The 17,613-nt window shown below is 63.7% G+C and carries 15 protein-coding genes; 11 read left to right on the plus strand and 4 right to left on the minus strand.

Translation table 11 applies throughout. From position 1 onward, the window contains the following. Positions 1-15 precede the first annotated feature (15 nt). Positions 16-1,203: a M20 family metallopeptidase gene (locus RCF49_RS09715; RefSeq protein WP_342643824.1), complete on the plus strand. Its 1,188-nt coding sequence runs from the start codon at positions 16-18 to the stop codon at positions 1,201-1,203. A 131-nt stretch (positions 1,204-1,334) separates the two neighbouring features. Then, positions 1,335-2,327: a ribonuclease Z gene (locus tag RCF49_RS09720; protein WP_342643825.1), complete on the plus strand. Its 993-nt coding sequence runs from the start codon at positions 1,335-1,337 to the stop codon at positions 2,325-2,327. A gap of 3 nt (positions 2,328-2,330) precedes the next feature. On the opposite strand, the gene RCF49_RS09725 is transcribed toward RCF49_RS09720, so the two are convergent. Then, positions 2,331-3,005 (minus strand): TetR/AcrR family transcriptional regulator, encoded by a 675-nt coding sequence (locus tag RCF49_RS09725; protein WP_342643826.1) that lies wholly within the window; start codon positions 3,003-3,005, stop codon positions 2,331-2,333. A gap of 213 nt (positions 3,006-3,218) precedes the next feature. Between RCF49_RS09725 and RCF49_RS09730 the strand changes: the two genes are divergently transcribed. Genes RCF49_RS09730 through RCF49_RS09740 form a run of 3 tightly spaced genes read left to right on the plus strand, consistent with a single transcriptional unit; the run spans position 3,219 to position 6,987 of the window. After that, positions 3,219-3,695 carry a (2Fe-2S)-binding protein gene (locus RCF49_RS09730; protein ID WP_342643827.1) on the plus strand — a complete coding sequence of 159 codons (477 nt, stop codon included), beginning with the start codon at positions 3,219-3,221 and terminating at the stop codon, positions 3,693-3,695. After that, positions 3,692-4,675, plus strand: a complete 984-nt coding sequence (locus RCF49_RS09735; RefSeq protein WP_342643828.1) for an FAD binding domain-containing protein — start codon at positions 3,692-3,694, stop codon at positions 4,673-4,675. Before RCF49_RS09730 ends, RCF49_RS09735 begins: the two co-directional genes overlap by 4 nt. Next, positions 4,672-6,987, plus strand: a complete 2,316-nt coding sequence (locus RCF49_RS09740) for a xanthine dehydrogenase family protein molybdopterin-binding subunit (protein ID WP_342643829.1) — start codon at positions 4,672-4,674, stop codon at positions 6,985-6,987. The genes RCF49_RS09735 and RCF49_RS09740 overlap by 4 nt, the downstream gene beginning before the upstream one ends. Positions 6,988-7,015: 28 nt before the next feature. Here the strand turns inward: RCF49_RS09740 and RCF49_RS09745 are convergent, their stop codons facing one another. Both RCF49_RS09745 and RCF49_RS09750 read right to left on the minus strand, forming a co-directional pair. Then, positions 7,016-8,086 (minus strand): alcohol dehydrogenase, encoded by a 1,071-nt coding sequence (locus RCF49_RS09745; RefSeq protein WP_342643830.1) that lies wholly within the window; start codon positions 8,084-8,086, stop codon positions 7,016-7,018. Between the two features lie 124 nt (positions 8,087-8,210). After that, the gene (locus tag RCF49_RS09750; RefSeq protein ID WP_342643831.1) at positions 8,211-9,365 is read right to left on the minus strand and encodes a DJ-1/PfpI family protein; all 1,155 of its coding nucleotides are present in this window, start codon (positions 9,363-9,365) and stop codon (positions 8,211-8,213) included. A gap of 174 nt (positions 9,366-9,539) precedes the next feature. On the opposite strand from RCF49_RS09750, the gene cofE reads away from it, so the two are divergent. Next, complete coding sequence (gene cofE / locus RCF49_RS09755; protein ID WP_342643832.1) at positions 9,540-10,301, plus strand: coenzyme F420-0:L-glutamate ligase; 762 nt, start codon at positions 9,540-9,542, stop codon at positions 10,299-10,301. Between the two features lie 9 nt (positions 10,302-10,310). Beyond that, a complete protein-coding gene (gene cofD / locus RCF49_RS09760) occupies positions 10,311-11,249 on the plus strand; it encodes a 2-phospho-L-lactate transferase (RefSeq protein WP_342643833.1) in 939 nt (312 codons plus the stop codon). Here the strand turns inward: cofD and RCF49_RS09765 are convergent. Continuing rightward, a complete protein-coding gene (locus tag RCF49_RS09765) occupies positions 11,246-12,163 on the minus strand; it encodes a LysR substrate-binding domain-containing protein (protein WP_342643834.1) in 918 nt (305 codons plus the stop codon). The two genes, cofD and RCF49_RS09765, sit on opposite strands and share 4 nt — an antisense overlap. Before the next feature lie 301 nt (positions 12,164-12,464). On the opposite strand from RCF49_RS09765, the gene fgd reads away from it, so the two are divergent. Genes fgd through RCF49_RS09785 form a run of 4 tightly spaced genes read left to right on the plus strand, consistent with a single transcriptional unit; the run spans position 12,465 to position 17,410 of the window. Further along, positions 12,465-13,469, plus strand: coding sequence for a glucose-6-phosphate dehydrogenase (coenzyme-F420) (gene fgd / locus RCF49_RS09770; RefSeq protein WP_342643835.1), 1,005 nt, complete (start codon positions 12,465-12,467; stop codon positions 13,467-13,469). Positions 13,470-13,473: 4 nt separating this feature from the next. Then, positions 13,474-14,187 carry a 2-phospho-L-lactate guanylyltransferase gene (gene cofC / locus RCF49_RS09775; protein WP_342643836.1) on the plus strand — a complete coding sequence of 238 codons (714 nt, stop codon included), beginning with the start codon at positions 13,474-13,476 and terminating at the stop codon, positions 14,185-14,187. Then, positions 14,187-16,655 carry a 5-amino-6-(D-ribitylamino)uracil--L-tyrosine 4-hydroxyphenyl transferase CofH gene (gene cofH, locus RCF49_RS09780; RefSeq protein WP_342643837.1) on the plus strand — a complete coding sequence of 823 codons (2,469 nt, stop codon included), beginning with the start codon at positions 14,187-14,189 and terminating at the stop codon, positions 16,653-16,655. Before cofC ends, cofH begins: the two co-directional genes overlap by 1 nt. Before the next feature lie 14 nt (positions 16,656-16,669). Next, complete coding sequence (locus RCF49_RS09785; protein ID WP_342643838.1) at positions 16,670-17,410, plus strand: EthD family reductase; 741 nt, start codon at positions 16,670-16,672, stop codon at positions 17,408-17,410. The last annotated feature ends 203 nt before the right edge of the window (positions 17,411-17,613 follow it).

Consider the following 17,613-nt stretch of genomic DNA (forward strand, 5'->3'; position numbering starts at 1 on the left):
AAACAGGAGAACCAGATGCGGAACGACATGGCCGGTGAAAACCTTCCGCGGCCCGCCTCGTTCGACACGGAAACGCTCGCACGGGGGATCATCGATTGGGTGGAATTCGAGACACCATCCGAGCGTCCCGACCTGATCGATCGGCTTCTTGATCACATCGAGGCTGCCTTCGAAGGGCTTCCGGTCGCGATCCGCCGGATTCCCGGCCGCGATGGCTGCGGTGGCCAGCTCATCCTCTCCTACGCGCCCGATGGTGTGAGCGGCAAGCCCGCGCTGCTGATGGGCCATATCGATACGGTTTGGGCCGCGGGCACGCTTGCTGAACGACCTGTCCGGCGCGAAGGCGACCAGCTGTTCGGTCCGGGCATCTTCGACATGAAGGCCGGCTCATACCTGATCACCGAAACTCTCCGGCAGATCGCCAAGGCAGGGCTTCGCCCACCGCGCCCGATCACTGTCTTCCTCAACGGCGATGAGGAAATCGGCAGCCCCACCTCGCGCGCCACTATAGAGGAACTGTCCGCCGGCGCAGCCTTCGTCCTCGTGCCTGAACCCGCCTTCGAGGCGCCGGGCACCGTGATCACCAAGCGCAAGGGCTGGGGCTTCTTCAAGATGACCGCTTACGGCCGTTCATCCCATGCCGGCGGCAACCTGCGCGACGGCCGCAGCGCCATTCGCGAGATCGCCCGCCAGATCCTGGAGATTGAGGCGCTGAACGACAGCGAGACCACAGCAACCTTCAATGTCGGCACCATCAAGGGCGGCACGCGCGTGAACGTCGTTCCGGCCGAAGCAACCATCGAGATCGACATGCGGGTGGATGATGAGGCGACCGCTCAACGCATGCTCGCGCAGATGCTGTCGCGCCAGCCTCACGACCCGGATATCCGCCTCACCGTCGAAGGCGGAATGAACCGCCCGCCCTTCGAGCGCAGCCCGGCCGTGATGCGCCTTTACGAAGCCACATGCGCGCTTGCGGCAGAGCTCGGCCTGCCCATGGCCGAAACCTCCCGCGGCGGTGTCTCCGATGGCAATTTCTCCGCAGCCTTAGGCCTGCCCGTTCTGGATGGACTGGGCTGCAACGGCGCCGGTGCCCACGCGATCCATGAGCATATCCTGGTCTCGACCATCGCACCTCGCGCTGCCCTGATCCATGGCATGCTGATGTCGCGCGCCTTTCAGGAAAAAGCATTGAACGGCTGACAGCCACACCGGAACCTGATCACGTCCTCTCGGTTCCATTGCCGTTGACGTGCTCGACCCGCCACGATGAGATGGCCGGCGGGCTGCTTCGCGGAGGCGCACATGAACAGAGAGGCCGGGCAGGCAGGCACGTGACGATTTCGCTGGTTCAGCCACGATTGGTGAACGAGCCATTTTCCGATGCGGCCCTCTATCTGGATTTCCGCTTCGGCCGGCGCGCTCTGCTGTTCGATCTTGGCGATCTCACCCCGCTCTCGCCGCGCGAGATCCTCCGCATCAGCCATGTGTTCGTGTCGCATATGCACATGGACCACTTCATCGGCTTCGACCGCCTCCTCCGGCTTTACCTCTATCGCGACACCAAAATCCAGCTCATCGGCCCACCGGGCCTCGCCGACGCGGTGGAGGCAAAGCTGCGCGCCTATACCTGGAACCTGCTCGATGAGGACTCGCCCGATTTCTCCCTCATCGCATCCGACTGGGCGCCGGGCGGCGTCGCGCAATCATGCCTGTTTAGTGCGCGTCGCGGTTTCAGGCGCCAACCGGTCGAGGCACCACGACCGGAAGGCAGCATCCTGCTCGATGACCCTGATTTCCGGGTGGAAGGCTTGCTGCTCGACCATGGCATTCCCTCCCTTTCCTTTGCCTTGCAGGAGAAGATCCGGGTGAATGTACGCAAGGCGCGGCTGGATGATCTCGGGCTTCCTGTCGGCCCTTGGCTGACCCAGGCCAAGCGAGCGGTGCGACGAGGCGAGACGGACGCCGAGTTCTGGCCCAAGCCGGAGCGCTGCATCTCGCTCACCGAACTACTCGAGACAGGCGCTCTGAAGACCTCACCCGGCCAGCGTATCGTCTATGCAACGGATCTCGCCTATGCCGAAGCCAATGTGGAGAAGCTGATAGCCTTCGCCGAAGGGTCTGATCAGCTCTTCATTGAAGCCGCCTTCCTGGAGGAGGACAGTGCCCTGGCGGCGGCGAAAAAACATCTGACGGCTGCCCAGGCCGGATCGATCGCGCGACGGGCTGGCGTATCCCGCGCCAGCCCCATGCATTTTTCACCGCGTTATCTCGATCGGGAGGAGGACCTCCGCACCGAGTTCAGCACTCATATGACCGCGGCTTAGAGGCTAGGGGTGCTCGCCGCTTTGCCGACTTGAACCCGCACTCCAACGCAGCCCGTCCATCAGCAGCGAAACGAGACGCCGCGAGCGCTCACGCCAATCCGGCGTGTCGGGGGCCGCATAGATGCCGGTGAGCGCATGGAGCACGTCGGTTGCATCGATATCCCCGCGGATCGATCCGCTTGCGATGGCATTCTCGACCAGTTTGCCCAGCGCGTGAGTAACCCTGCCCGATGTTTCCGAGAAGAATGTCGCGTTGGTGGTCAACAAAACACGCAAGCTTGCGGCCAGCCCCCGCTTCGTCGCGATATAATCGACGAAGCGCTGCATCCATTGCTCGAGTGCCGCATCAGGCGGCAGCGTGCGTGCGAGTTCTTCCGCGGCGGCGCAGACCGACTCGACCTCGCGCCGATAGACCACCTCGACCAGGTGCTCGCGTGTGGGAAAATGCCGGTAAAGTGTGCCGATCCCAACGCCGGCCTGGCGTGCGATCTCCTCCAGGGAGGCATCAACCCCATACTGGGCAAAGGCGGCGGCCGCCACCTCGATCAGCTTTTCCCGGTTGCGGCGGGCATCCGCGCGCAGGGGGCGTTCGGCCGTCTGTTCGGCCCTATTCTCGATGTCCTCGGAGCATTGGGACAGGAATTTTCCCTTGCGTGCCGATTTGGGCTTGAAACCCATGCCGCAGACCTCTACGTCTATAAACGGAGGCGCCTCCGCTTATAGCGGGCTCTTCCGACATCCTCATCTGCAAGCGAGTAGGCCATATCATGCCTGCCTGCAACTCGAAGCAAACAGCCACCGGCATCCCCAAACGGCAGGCGGGCCTCGCTTGTGCCCTTCACGATAGATCGGTTTTTCCCAATTGAGCGTCAAGCATCGGAGCCAGGCGCCATGACCAATCCTATTCCCATCAAGCTCAACATCAACGGTCGCAGCGAAACCTTGGAGGTTGAGCCGCGCGTAACGCTGCTTGATGCCCTGCGTGAGCATCTGGGCCTCACCGGCACGAAGAAAGGCTGCGACCAGGGCCAGTGCGGGGCATGTACTGTCCATGTGGACGGTGAGCGGGTGCTCGCCTGCCTCATGCTGGCTGCACAGGCGCAAGGCCGCGAAGTTACGACCATTGAAGGCCTTGCCGGACCGAATGGCGAGCTTCACCCGGTCCAGGCCGCCTTCCTCAAGCACGATGCCTTCCAATGCGGCTATTGCACCCCGGGGCAGATCATGTCGGCGGTCGCTTGCATCCGCGAGGGCCATGCGGGCTCCGATCATGAGATCCGCGAATATATGGCCGGCAATCTGTGCCGCTGCGGCGCCTATCCCCACATCGTCGCCGCCGTCCGAGAAGCCGCTGAGGTCGCGTCATGAGAGACTTTGCCTATCAGGGGGCCGAAAGCCTGGATGAGGCCCAGCATCTTGCCGCTCATCCCGAAGCCATGCTGCTCGCCGGTGGTACCACTCTGGTCGATCTGGCCAAATGCGGCGTCGCCCAGCCCGAGCGGGTCGTCGATATCGGCGGCCTCAAGGGCCTCGACCACATCACCGTCAGCGACGCTGGCGCGACCATCGGCGCCCTGGCGAAAATGAGCCATGTGGCTGATCACCCCGCGATCAAGCAGAACTTTCCAGCCATTTCTGAGAGTCTCTGGCAGGCAGCCTCTGCCCAGCTTCGCAACATGGCGACGATCGGCGGCAACCTTCTGCAGCGAACCCGCTGTGCCTATTTCCGCGATCCCATAACCTTCCCGTCTTGCAACAAGCGCGCGCCCGGCAGCGGCTGCGCGGCCATTGGCGGCGTCACCCGCAACCACGCTGTGCTCGGCACGAGCACGGCTTGCATCGCCACCTATCCTGGTGACCTCGCCATAGCCCTCGTCGCCTTCGACGCCGTCGTCGAGCTCGGCGCGCGCTCGCTTCCCATAGAGTCGTTTTTCCTGGCGCCGGGCGATCGGCCCGACTGCGAGCACGATATGGCACCCGGAGAGATCATCACGGCCGTCACCATCCCCGCCTCACCGGCCGCGCGCCGCTCGACCTATCTCAAGGTCCGCGATCGTCAGTCCTATGAATTCGCTGCGGCCAGCGCCGCCGTCGGTCTCGAACTGGAGCCGGACGGCAAGACGATCCGTGACATCCGCGTAGCGCTCGGCGGCGTAGCGACCAAGCCATGGCGTGCGCGAGCCGTTGAGACTGCGTTGCGCGGAACGGTGCTCGAGCCGGACACGGTGCGCCAAGCGAGCCGGCTCGCGGTCGAAGGTGCCGTAGATCACGGCGACAATCGATACAAGATCGAACTGGCGCCGCGCGTCGTCGCGCGCGCCATACTCTCTCTCGGAGAACAGGCATGAGCCCCAGCGAACCTGCCCGCCAATATGGCGATGCCTCGGACAGCGCGGCAAGCGCGCTCGGCGCCCGCCTTACGCGCTTCGATGGTCCCGCCAAGATCCGCGGCGCCGCCACCTACGCCCTTGAGCACCGCCCCCAGAACATGGCCCACGCGGTGCTTGTCGAGAGCACCATCGCCAGCGGGCGGGTGCGCGCCATCGACAAGAGCGCCGCGGAAGCAGCGCCCGGTGTTCTGCTGGTGGTTACACCCGACAACACCTTGCGCCTGAATGGCGCCTCGGACTGGCTGGGCAATCCCCCAGCGGTGCCCCAGTACACGCCGCTCGTCAGTGAGATCAGCTATTCCGGCCAGTTCATTGCAGCAGTGGTGGCCGAGACCTTCGAGCAGGCGACTGAGGCGGCGCGCCTGCTGAAAGTGGACTATGAGGCCGCCCCGCCGATCTCCGCCCTCGATGATCCCAATGCAGGCTCCGGTGATCCCATGGAGGCAATGACCTCCGAGTGGGGAGATGCCGCGTCTGCCCTTGCCACGGCCCCGATCCGCATCGAACGCGAGTATCGAACCCCACGCGAATACCAGACGCCCATCGAACCGCATGGGCTCATTGCCGAATGGCAGGGCGATCAGCTCACCATCTGGGAGCCGAGCCAGTGGCTCGACGGCATGGCACGCACCTATGCGGAATGGTTTGGCATCCCGTTCGAGAATGTCCGCATCATCTCGCCCTATATTGGTGGCGGCTTCGGCTCGAAGGCCTTTGCCTATCCCCACGGCGCGGTCTGCACCATCGCCGCCAAGATGCTGGGCCGGCCGGTGAAGCTGGCCGTCACCAGGCCACAGACTTTCAGCGCCATTGGCGGACGGGCGGCCACCCGTCAAACCATCGCTCTTGGTGCGACGAGCGAAGGCAAGCTCGTGTCCATCGTCCAGCGCGGCGCCAACGAGACATCGATCGCCGAGACCTGGGTCGAGCCGCTGGCGGCAGCGGCCGCGATCATGTACGCCACCCCCAACTTCTCATCTCGTCAGAACGTCGCGCGCGTGAACACGGTAATGCCGGGAGCCAAACGCGCCCCCGGCGAAAACCCGAGCGCCTTTGCGATTGAGAGTGCGATTGACGAGCTCGCCTACGAGCTGGGCATCGACCCCCTCGAAATCCGTCTGCTGAACTATGCGGAAGAGGACCCGCAGGCGCGCAAACCGTGGTCCACCCGCCGCTTGCGCGAAGCCTTCGCCGCCGGCGCTGCGGCATTCGGCTGGTCGAAGCGCAGCCCGCAACCACGCTCCATGCGCGAGGGCAGTCAGCTCATCGGCTGGGGCGTTGCGGCCGGCAGCTATCCCGTCCGCCGCTCGGCCGGCGAAGCCCTCGTCCGCCTGCTGTCCGATGGCACCGCGGAGGTTTTGAGCAGCACCATCGATATGGGCCAGGGCGCCTATACGGTGATCGCGCAGGCAGCCGCCGAGGTCTTTGGCCTACCGATGGAGAAGGTCGCGGTCCGCCTTGGCGACTCCGCACTGCCAAGGGCCGGTGTCACCGGTGGCTCACGCATGGCCAATGTGATGACGGCGGCCGTTCACAAGGCGGCCCTCGCCGTGCGCGAGGAGCTCATCGGGCTTGCGCTCAACCACCCAGCCTCGCCGTTCCAGTCGGTGCAGGCGAACACGCTTGTGGTTGCCAATGGGCGCCTCGCTTCACCCCGGGGCGATGGTCCGGATCTCTCGATAGCGGAATTCCTCGCCGCCATTGGCCAGGAGAAGCTTGAAGCCCGGCGCGATACTTTCGCGGAGAACCGCGTCGACCCTGCCGACAGCTACAAGAACTACACCACCATCGCGACCGGATTGGCCCCGACCGACGGCGACTATTCCATGCACAGCTGGTGCGCCCATTTCATCGAGGTGCGGGTGGACGAGGATTTCGGCACCGTCCGCGTCTCCCGCGTGGTCTCCGCCCTCGATTCCGGCCGCCTCTATAGCCCGAAGCTGGCCGAAAGCCAGTGGAAGGGCGGTATTATCATGGGTATTGGACAGGCGCTGTTGGAAGAAGGCCTGATCGATCATCGCTACGGGCGTGTCATCAACAACAACCTCGCCGACTACCTCATCCCGACCAATGCCGATATTCCCGATATCGAGGTGATCTCGGTGGGCATTCCCGACCTGCACGCCTCCGCACTGGGTGGCAAGGGCGTGGGCGAGCTCGGCATTGTGGGCGTCGCTCCGGCCATTGCCAATGCAGTCTTCCACGCGACCGGCAAGCGCATTCGCGAGCTGCCGATCACGCTGGACAAGCTGATGGCGACCAACGGCTGACGCCGTCCACAATGACGGCGAGGGCGGATCAGCGGGCTGCGGGCTCCAGCACGATCCGCCCCACAACCTTGCCGCCGCGCAGCGCATCGAGAGAGGTCTGCACGTCATCGAGCGGGCGCGGTGTCACGGGGAGCGGATAGGTTCCGTTTCTACGAATGAGCTCCACCAGCTCCTTCAGGTCCTGCAGTGATCCCACATACGAGCCCGTGAGCGAGATCCCTCGCATGGCGAGCGTCGGCAATGGCAGCGTGATGGCGCCGCCGAACAGGCCCACGCTGACGAAATGACCGCCCTTGCGCAGCAGCCCGACCCCGAGCTCCGCCGTCGAGCTTGCGCCCACGAAATCGATCACCGCGGCAAAGCCGCCCGTCTCTTTGAGCAGCGATTTTCTAAGATCCGGGTCGGCTGGATCGACCGCGGCTAAGGCCCCGCCCTTCAGCGCCGCTTCCCGCTTGGCCGGATCGAGATCCGCCACATAGGGCTGAACACCCAGGACTGCACTGGCCAGATGCACGGCCGCAAGCCCCACCCCGCCGGCACCGATGACGAGCGCCTTATCGCCCTCACCCAGCCGGCCGATTTTCTTCAGCGCGCCATAGGCCGTGAGCCCCGAACAGGCATAGGTGCAGGCAAGCGTCTCATCCAGCCCCTCGATGTCGATGAGATAGCGCGAATGCGGCACCACCACATGCGTCCCGAACCCCCCGTCCACATTGACGCCGAGCGCCCGTGGCTTGAGGCACAGCTGCTCGTCACCGGCCTGGCAGGTGGCACATTGACCGCAGCCGATCCAGGGATAGATGAGCCGCCGCTCACCCATGGGAACGGCCCCGGCATCCGGCCCCGCCGCCAGCACGGTGCCGACGATCTCGTGCCCCAGCACATGCGGCAGCTTCATCGCCCGGGACATATCGAGCTTCTGACCCTGCCCGAGATCGAAGTGACCATCGATCAGATGGAGATCGCTATGGCAAACGCCGCAGGCCGAGATCCGCAGCAGTACCTCCGTTCCGGAAAGCTCAGGCAACGGCTCGTCCACGGCCTCCACCGGCCGACCGAATTCGACAAGCTTGTAACGATGCATGGCCTCTGCGCTCACGAGCTTCCCTCCGTTTCCAGCATTTCAAGCGAAGTGGACGCCGGTTCGCGTGAAGAAACGCGATCAGCCTCCCGGCAGTCTTAGCGTCTTATCGGCTGAGGGCGCGAAAGAAAAGGCTGCACCCTCACTGCTGCGCACCCCTTGGATATTCAAGCTGCATGGCGACGAAATCGGCGGTCCGCGATCCGTATCGAGCCTCGATCGTCTCGAGCGTGCGCCGCAACACCTCTGCAGGCGGCTGGTCTTCCATGTCCGGCGCGCGCTCCCGTTGAGGCCAGCGCATGGCGACCTGATCAGGAAGAATGCGAAGGCCGTTGCGGGACGTAACGGCCCCCTCGTTGCCGGCGAACGTCGCCGCCTGTGAACGATAGGTGCGCGACCACGCATCCGCGGCAAGCGCCAGGGATACCTCGTCGATGCCGGGCACGAGCGGAAGGCCAAGCTGCTCATGCGACCAGAATGCCACCAGATTGGTGATCGCCGTCAAGGCGAAGGCACGGGTGAAAGTGAATGCGCGGCTGTCATGGCGCGCATCCCATTCCGCAAGCCCAAGCTCTTGACCGACCTGCCGCGCCTTGTCCGCACCGGCGATCGCCTCGATCAGCGTGAGCATCATGGGCATCGACGCGGTGATCCCGGTCGTCGTGGCAATGCGCCCATCCACCACGAAGCGCCGATCGGCGACATATCGAATGGTGGGATGTTTCTCGAGCAGCTCTTCCAGATAATACCAGTGGGTTGTCGCCCGCTTGCCATCGAGAAGCCCGGCGGCGGCAACCACCTTGGCTCCGGCGCACACGCCGATGATCATGGCACCCTTCTGCGCCTGATCCTTGAGCCATTGCATGACCAGGGGGTGATCATCACGGCTCATTGCGGGCACGATGACGTAATCGGCGCCATCCGGGTGACGCTTGTCGAACTCGGCGACACTGGCCTCCGCCTCGACCTTGAGCGCCGGGTAAAGGATCACCTGGCCCCGTTCCGTCGCCAGTGCCACCACATCGGCGATGTCGGCGCGCCGGAGAATGCCATAGGGCATGAGATAGTCGGTGGTTTCGGTCGCATCATTGATGCCGATGATCGCGACGAGTGGCCGCTGCCGCTTGGTCGGCTTCAGGGCTGCGATCATTGCGTCAGCCTCGTCCTGCCCGAGCATCGGCATGACGCGCGGAGCCGGCGCGGAGGGCAGCGACAATATCCACGCGAAACACGCGGCCAGAAGCAGGGCGGCGACCACCAAAGCCGCTCCTATCGCGCTTTTCCCTGTCCAGGTCATGTCCTCAGCGGCACCTCTCCAACAGGTCCCCGTCACCGGCACTGGCTGTGCCCCAACGGCCCGGCTACCCAGCATCATGCATTTGGACTATAGACCCGGTTCATTGGACCGCGTCTATTCGCTGACGACATCTCTTCCGAGCTCGGCGAAACATCGGCTGCAATCGAGGGCTCAATGCATAGTTTCTCCGTGTCCGCCTTTTCAGGCTTTCCCATGGTCGGGCGCGGCGATGATCTTGCCGAGATCATTATCGCCGCGGCAGAAAGGAACGGATATGCGCTTCAATCCGGCGACGTCATTGTCCTTGCTCAGAAGATCGTGTCCAAGGCGCAAGGACGCACCGTCGACCTAGCCTCCGTGACACCCTCGCCCCGCGCCCGACAATTGGCTGAGGAATGCGATAAGGATCCGCGTCTGGTTGAGGTGATCCTGCGCGAATCGACCGAGATCGTCAAAACGGCGCGCGGGCTCATCATCGCCGCCCATCGCTGCGGGGCGGTACTGGCCAATGCCGGCATCGACCGTTCGAACGTGACCGGCGATGACGAGACCGTGCTGCTCCTGCCGGATGATCCCGATGGTGCCTGCGCCGAGCTCCGTGCACGCTTTGCTGAACGGCTCGGCGTGGATGTGGCCGTGATCATCGCAGACAGCCTGGGACGACCGTGGCGGATGGGCACGACAGGCACCGCGATCGGCGCCAGTGGCCTGCCCTCGCTCCTTGATTTGCGTGGCAGGCCGGACCTGTTCGGCCGCACGCTGATGGTTAGTGAGGAAGCCATTGCCGATGAGCTCGCAGCGGCCGCATCCCTCGTGCAGGGCCAGGGCGCGGAAGGCCGGCCGGTGGCCGTCATCCGCGGTCAATTCCCTTGGCGTGGCGCCGACATTCCCGCTGCGGCGCTCGTTCGCCCGAAAGATCAAGATCTGTTTCGCTAGGAGCCAGTCATGCCAAAGGTCATTGCCCTGTCCGGCGGGGTGGGCGGCAGCAAGCTCGTTGAGGGCCTTGCGCGCGCGTGCCGGCCGGAGGACCTGTTGGTCATCGCCAATACAGGCGACGATTTCATCCATCTCGGCCTGCACATTTCCCCCGACATCGACACGGTCATTTATACCTGCACCGGACGCAGCAATCTTGAACAAGGCTGGGGACAGGCTCACGAGACCTGGTCGTTCATGGACATGCTGCGCACGCTTGGCGGCCCGGACTGGTTCCAGCTCGGCGACCGCGATCTTGCCATGCATGTCTGGCGCACCTATCGGCTGTCGCAAGGGGCGTCGCTGACCGCTGTGACGCAAGAGCTCGCTCAACGCTGCGCACTGCCGTTCGCGCTTCTACCCATGTCCGATGATCCCGTGCGGACCATGGTCGATACGGCCGAAGGCGTTCTGCCGATGCAGAACTATTTCGTGGAGAAGCGCTGCGGACCGGCGGTCACCGGTCTTACCTACCAGGGTGCTGAAACGGCCCGACCGAACCCGGCGCTTTTGGCAGCCCTGGAAGACCCCGCCCTCGAGGCGATTGTCATCTGCCCGTCGAACCCGTTCCTCAGCATCGATCCGATCCTCGCTCTGCCGGGCTTGCGTCAGGCGCTGCGCAATGCACCGGCACCCGTCATTGCGGTCACTCCCATCATCGGCGGCCAAGCGGTAAAAGGTCCGACGGCCAAGATGATGGCTGAGCTGGGCCTGCACGTGGATGCGGTGGCGGTTGCGCGCCACTATGCCGGGCTGATTGATATCTTCGTGCTTGATCAGCAGGATGCTGCCCTGGCCGATGCCATCAGAGCAAGCGATATTGCGCCCGTTCTCGCCCAGACCCTGATGAAGGGCCTGTCCGACAAGCGCTCCCTGGCCGAGGCCGTCTTGAACGCAGCAATACGCTAGAACTTCTGAAGGAGCCACTCCTTGAACAGGCGCGTATGCGCCGTGGCCTTGTCCTGCCGCTCCACGAAGAAGAACGACTTCGGGATCTTCACGCATTCATCCAGGGCTTTCACCAGCCGGCCGGATGCGATGAGATCGTCTGTCAGAAGCGTCCAGCCCAGAGCGACGCCCTGCCCTTCGCAGGCCGCCTGAATGACGAGGGGATGGCTGTTGAACTTGAGCATGCGTGAGGCGCGCGACCCATCGATGCCCAGCCGGGCGAACCATTCGCCCCAGTCGAGCCGGCCCGGCCGGTCGTCCTCCATGCTGAGCAAAACCTGATGCAGCAGTGAGTCCAGATCCTTCAGTTCTGGATGCGCTTCGATGTAAGCGGGCGCACAGACCGGGAAGACCGTGCTTTCCTTGAGCAAAGTGGGCGTGAATCCCGCCCAGGCGCCATCGCCGAAGGCAACGCCGATATCCACCTGATCGGCGACACTGTCGAAGCCGCGATCCGTGGCGATGAGATGAACCTCGAGGTCGGGATGGGCCGCGCGAAAGGCTGGTAGCCGTGGAATCAGCCAGAAGGTTGCCACCGCGAAGGTAACCCCAACCCGAATGACCGGCGGGCGGCTGGCGGCGCGCATATTCTCCGCAACCGTCGCGATCTGGCTAAGCGCCGTGCTGACCGTGCGAAACAGTTCCTGGCCCTGTTCGGTGAGATCAAGCCCGCGGTGCAATCGCACGAACAGTGTGACCCCGAGCTCCTGCTCAAGCATGCGCACCTGCTGGCTCACTGCCGCCTGTGTGACATTGAGCTCCTGCGATGCCAGTGTGAAGCTCTGCAGCCGTGCCGCCGCCTCAAACATGCGCAGTCGTGTCAGCCGGGGCAGATGCTTGAGATAATTCACCATTGCCGCGCCCCTGCTGGCCATGGGCTTGAGGGGGTCTCGTCCGGTCTCCCGCGGCGCTCGACAGCTCGTCTCGATGGGGCGTACAAAGTCATAGGCCTGAAGATTTGTTCCCCGGCGGGCGGTCTGTCAACTCACCTGAGGGAGGCATGCCTGAGCTTGATGAAACCGGAGCTTGGCCAAGCCCCCATAAAAATCTTTCGTTGAGAGCGAACGGCTGGGTGGTAAAGTCTGCAAACACATCACAAATCATGACGAAGACTGATGTATCGGTGAGTTCTTTATCGATATTGTCTGGTCTTGCGGATGCATGGAGAGACTTGCTTTGCTAAAGATCGGCTACAAAGCATCCGCTGAACAGTTCAGCCCGAGTGATCTGCTCAGGTTTTCGGAATACGCGGAATCCCTCGGCTTCGATTCTGTCTTCATCAGCGATCATTTCCAGCCGTGGCGGCACACCGATGGCCATGCCCCTTCCGCCCTCGCCTGGCTTGGCGCCCTCGGCGGCCGCACCCAGCGTATCATCATGGGCACCAGCGTGCTCACGCCCACCTTCCGCTATCACCCCTCCATCGTCGCGCAGACCTTCGGCACCCTCGGCCAGATGTTTCCAGGCCGGGTGATCCTCGGTGTGGGAACGGGCGAATCGCTGAACGAAGTGCCGGCCACCGGCATGGCCTGGCCTGAGCCCAAGGAGCGCTTTGCGCGCTTGCGGGAAGCATTGACCCTGATCCGCAAACTCTGGACGGAGGAACGCGTCTCCTTCTCCGGCGAATACTACAAGACCGAGAACGCCACCATCTATGACCGCCCCAGCGAGCCCCTGCCCATCTATATCGCCGGCGCCGGGCCGATGATCACCAAATATGCGGGCCGCACCGCCGATGGCTTCATCTGCACCAGCGGCAAGGGCTGGGATCTCTATCGCGAAACCTTGCTGCCCAATCTCGCGAGCGGCATCGAAGCTGCGGGACGGCCGTCCGAATCGGTTGACCGCATGATCGAGATGAAGGTCTCCTTCGATACGGATGCCAAGCGGGCGCTGGAAGATACCCGTCATTGGGCGGCGCTGGCGCTTTCTCCGGAAGAGAAGATGTCGGTAGAAGATCCCCTGGAGATGGAAAAGCTTGCCGATGCGCTCCCCGCGGAGCGGGCCGCCAAGCGCTGGATCGTGTCCAGCGATCCCGACGAGCAGGTCGAGCGTATCAAGCCTTACATAGAGCTCGGCTTCCGGCATCTCGTATTCCACGCGCCGGGCCCCGACCAGATGCGCTTTCTGAAACTCTTTTCCGAGCAGGTCGTGCCGCGTCTCCGCAAGGCCTTTGGGTAAGCCCATGAACGCGGACCGGGCCATATTCAGGCGGTCCCAACGCAACGGCATCTGGGCCGTGGTGCCGATCAAGGCATTGGGCCAGGCCAAGCAGCGCCTGTCCGGCCGCTATAGCGCAGAATTCAGACGGCGCCTTGTGCTGGCCATGGCCGACGACGTCCTGGCCGCCTTGGCGGCGGTGAAGACCCTCGCCGGCATCATCATTGTCACGCGAGATGCTGAGGCTGCGGCCCTGGCTCGGCGCCGCGGCGCCCATCTCCTCGAGACCGAAGCAGATCGCGGCCATACCCGGGCTGTGATGGCAGCGGCCAGCATTCTCGCCGCGGAAGGGGCCGAAGGCATGCTGGTGCTGCCGGCTGATGTGCCCCTGGTCACACCTGACGAGATTGGCGAGATAGTAGCGGCGCGGCCGCCTTCGCCCTCCTTTACGATCGTGCCGGCCCATGACGGCAATGGCAGCAACGCAATTCTGTCCATGCCGCCGAATGCTGTGCCGCTGGCCTTTGGCGACAATAGCTTCGCCGAACATTGCCGGCGGGCGCGGGAACGTGGCATCGATCCGCGCATCATGATCAGCCCCGGATTGGCCCTTGATATAGACCATCCCGTCGATCTCGACCGATTTATGGCGCGCGGGGGCGATACCGCCACGCACGGGGTTGTCCGCGCAGCCATGGCCGGTCAATATCAAGACCTTACGACGCGGAGCGCCGTCTGATGAGCGAACTCGCCCGGCTTGATCGCATCCTCGCGGCCGGCGATCTGCCTGCCGCCGAGGACGCCCTCAGCCTTGCGGATATCGCGGATGTCGAGAGCCTGATGAGACGCGCGGCCTGCCTGCGCGATGAAGGCCACCGGGATCGCGTCAGCTATTCCCGCAAAGTCTTCATTCCGCTGACCCAGCTGTGCCGTGATACCTGCCATTATTGCACTTTTGCCAAGGCACCGCGCCGGATCGACGCGCCCTATTTGCTGCCCGAGGCCGTCCTGGCCATTGCCCGGGCCGGGGCACGCGCCGGCTGCCACGAGGCCCTGTTCACCCTCGGCGACAAGCCGGAGCTGCGCTACCGGGTTGCGCGCGAGGCGCTCAACGCCCTGGGCCACGAGACCACCCTCTCCTATCTCGCGGAAATGGCGCGCCTAGTTGCCAAGGAGACCGGCCTTCTGCCGCATCTCAATCCCGGCGTGCTCTCACCAGCGGAGATTGCCAGCCTGCGGAAAGTGTCCGTATCCCAAGGCATTATGCTCGAAACGAGCGCGCAGAGACTGAGCGAGCGCGGCGGACCTCATTTCGGCTCGCCCGACAAGCACCCTGCAATCCGGCTGGCCACCATAGAAGCGGCCGGCAAGGCGCAAGTACCCTTCACCTCGGGCATTCTGATTGGCATCGGCGAGACGAGGCGGGAGCGGATCGAGGCACTTCTTGCATTGCGCGAGCTGCACGAGCGCTACGGACACTTGCAGGAAATCATCATCCAGAATTTCCGCGCCAAGCCCGGCACGCGCATGGCCGCAGCGCCCGAGCCCTCTTTCGCAGACCATTTGTGGACCATCGCCGTTGCGCGCATCCTGTTCGGCCCGGCGATGAACATCCAGGCCCCGCCCAATCTCAGCGCCGGCGCGCTCGAGCAGCAGATCGCCGCCGGCATCAATGACTGGGGTGGTGTATCACCGGTCACGCCGGACCATGTGAACCCCGAAGCGCCATGGCCGGAAATCACCAGGCTTGGCGAGGCAACCGCCGCTGCCGGCAAGGTGCTCACCGAGCGCCTCGCCATCTATCCCGATTATGTGCGCAATGCCACGCGCTGGCTCGACCCGGTGATGGCAACCCCCACCCTGCGCCAGGCGGATGCGGAGGGCTTTGCCCGCGACTGTGCCTGGACGCCGGGCACGCCCGTCGAGATGCGCCACCACACGCCATCGATCAACATCCGCCTGACCACCTCATCGCGAAACGCGCTCAGCGATATCCTGGCCAAGGCCAGCGCGGGCCAAGATCTGACCGAAGCGGAGGTCGTCGCCCTGTTTGCCACCCGCGGGGCCGATGCAGAGCAGGTATATGTCGCGGCCGACGACCTGCGGCGCAGTCAGGCCGGCGATACCGTGCGCTACGTGGTCAATCGCAACATCAACTACACCAATGTCTGCTACTATCGCTGCCAGTTCTGCGCCTTTTCCAAGGGCAAGCTCAGCGAGAACCTGCGCGGCCGCCCCTATGATCTCGATCATGCCGAGATCTGCCGGCGCAGCCGTGAGGCCTGGGATCGCGGCGCCACTGAAGTGTGCCTCCAGGGCGGCATTCACCCCGACTATACCGGCGCGACCTATCTCGGCATTGTGCATGCCCTGAAGGCCGCGACACCCGACATCCACATCCATGCCTTTTCACCCCTGGAGATCTGGCAGGGCGCCGCAACCCTCGGCATCTCCGTGCGCGACTTTCTCTCCGAGCTGAAGGCGGCAGGCCTCGGCACCCTCCCCGGCACCGCGGCCGAGATCCTCGACGATGAAGTGCGACGCATCATCTGCCCGGACAAGCTCACCACTGACCAATGGCTGGAAGTGGTTGAGACCGCCCATGCTGTCGGGCTCAGCACCACGGCCACGATCATGTTCGGTCATGTGGACGAGCCCCGCCACTGGGCGCGTCATCTCATCCGCATCCGGAACCTGCAGAAGCGCACCGGCGGCTTCACAGAATTCGTGCCGCTGCCCTTCGTACCCATGGAAACGCCGATCTATCTGAAAGGCCTCGCGCGCTCCGGCCCAACCTTGCGCGAGGCGCTCCTGATGCATGCTGTCGCCAGGCTGGCCCTTCATCCGCATGTTGAGAACATCCAGACCTCCTGGGTGAAAATGGGCGAGGAAGGTGCCAAGCTCTGTCTGCAAGCGGGGGCAAACGATCTCGGCGGCACACTGATGAACGAGACCATCTCCAAGGCGGCCGGCGCCGCCCATGGCCAGGAGATGGCGCCTGACCGCATGGAGCGGCTCATCACCTCGCTTGGCCGCATACCCCTGCAACGCAGCACGCTTTACGGGCCAGTATCTTCGGAACGGCGAGACGCCTCCTTCGCTGCCGCCCCGCTCACCGAGGCGATCGCCATACCGGCGGCGCGCAAGTTCCACCGCGAGCGCGGCACCGCCTCGTCGGTACCCGCCACATCCACCGTTTCTGATTGAGGAGTTGAGACGTCATGATCGTGCTGGCCGCCTATTACAAGGGCACCGTGGACCCGGCCAATCGGGAGACCTTCGACACCTACGTCAAGGAGGTGCACCTGCCCTTGGTGGCCAAATGGCCGGAGCTGCGCGGCCTGCGTCTGCTCAAGAACAATCACGAGCCTTATCTCGGCGAGGCACCGCAATATTACCACTGCTTCCAGCTGTTCTATGACGATAAGGAAGCCCTTGCCCGCTCGCTTGCCTCGGAAGAGCGTGAGGAAACCAAGCGCATCAGCATCGCCGACCGCCCGCGCTTCCGCGAGCTTTTCAAGGGCGATGTATTGCACATGGTGTTCGACATCACCTCCTTCCCCTGCAAGGACCGTGACCCTGAGCCCAAGCAGGATCTGACCGGGACCTTCGCCCGCTGCGCCCTCTACATGGGCACGGTTCCGGAACAGCGCGAACGCTTCGAGACCTATGTGCGAGACGTCCACCTGCCCATGGTTGCCGATTGGCCGAGGCTTAAAGACCTGAAGCTCTTGAAGAGCGATGGCACGCCCTTCCTGACCGAGCAGCCGAAATATTTCCACACCTTCGAGCTCTATTTCGACAACCAGGCCGATATGGACCTGTGCATGGCCTCGGAGGAGCGCAAGGAGTGTCGGCGGATCTCGGCTGAAGATGTCGACAGCTTCAAGGGCCTGTTTCAGGGCGAGGTTCATCACGTGAATTTTCAGATCACGGAGATTCCGTTACGGCCAAAGGCTTGAGAACTCGAGCCTGAGCCCCTGTGTACCCGATCGGGGCCTTTGGCATAAGCTCGCCTTAGGCAAAGGCCCCTGATTATCTTTTGTTGTTGCCCCGAGATCGCGGCCATATCATCGAGCAAAAGGGGAGAACAGCCGCGAGATTCTGAGGGAGCAGACTTCGTGCTTCTGTCAGAAATGCTTTTTGAGACCTGACTGTCTCTCGG

The organism is Rhodoligotrophos sp. CJ14 (assembly GCF_038811545.1).
GTDB lineage: Bacteria > Pseudomonadota > Alphaproteobacteria > Rhizobiales > Im1 > Rhodoligotrophos > Rhodoligotrophos ferricapiens.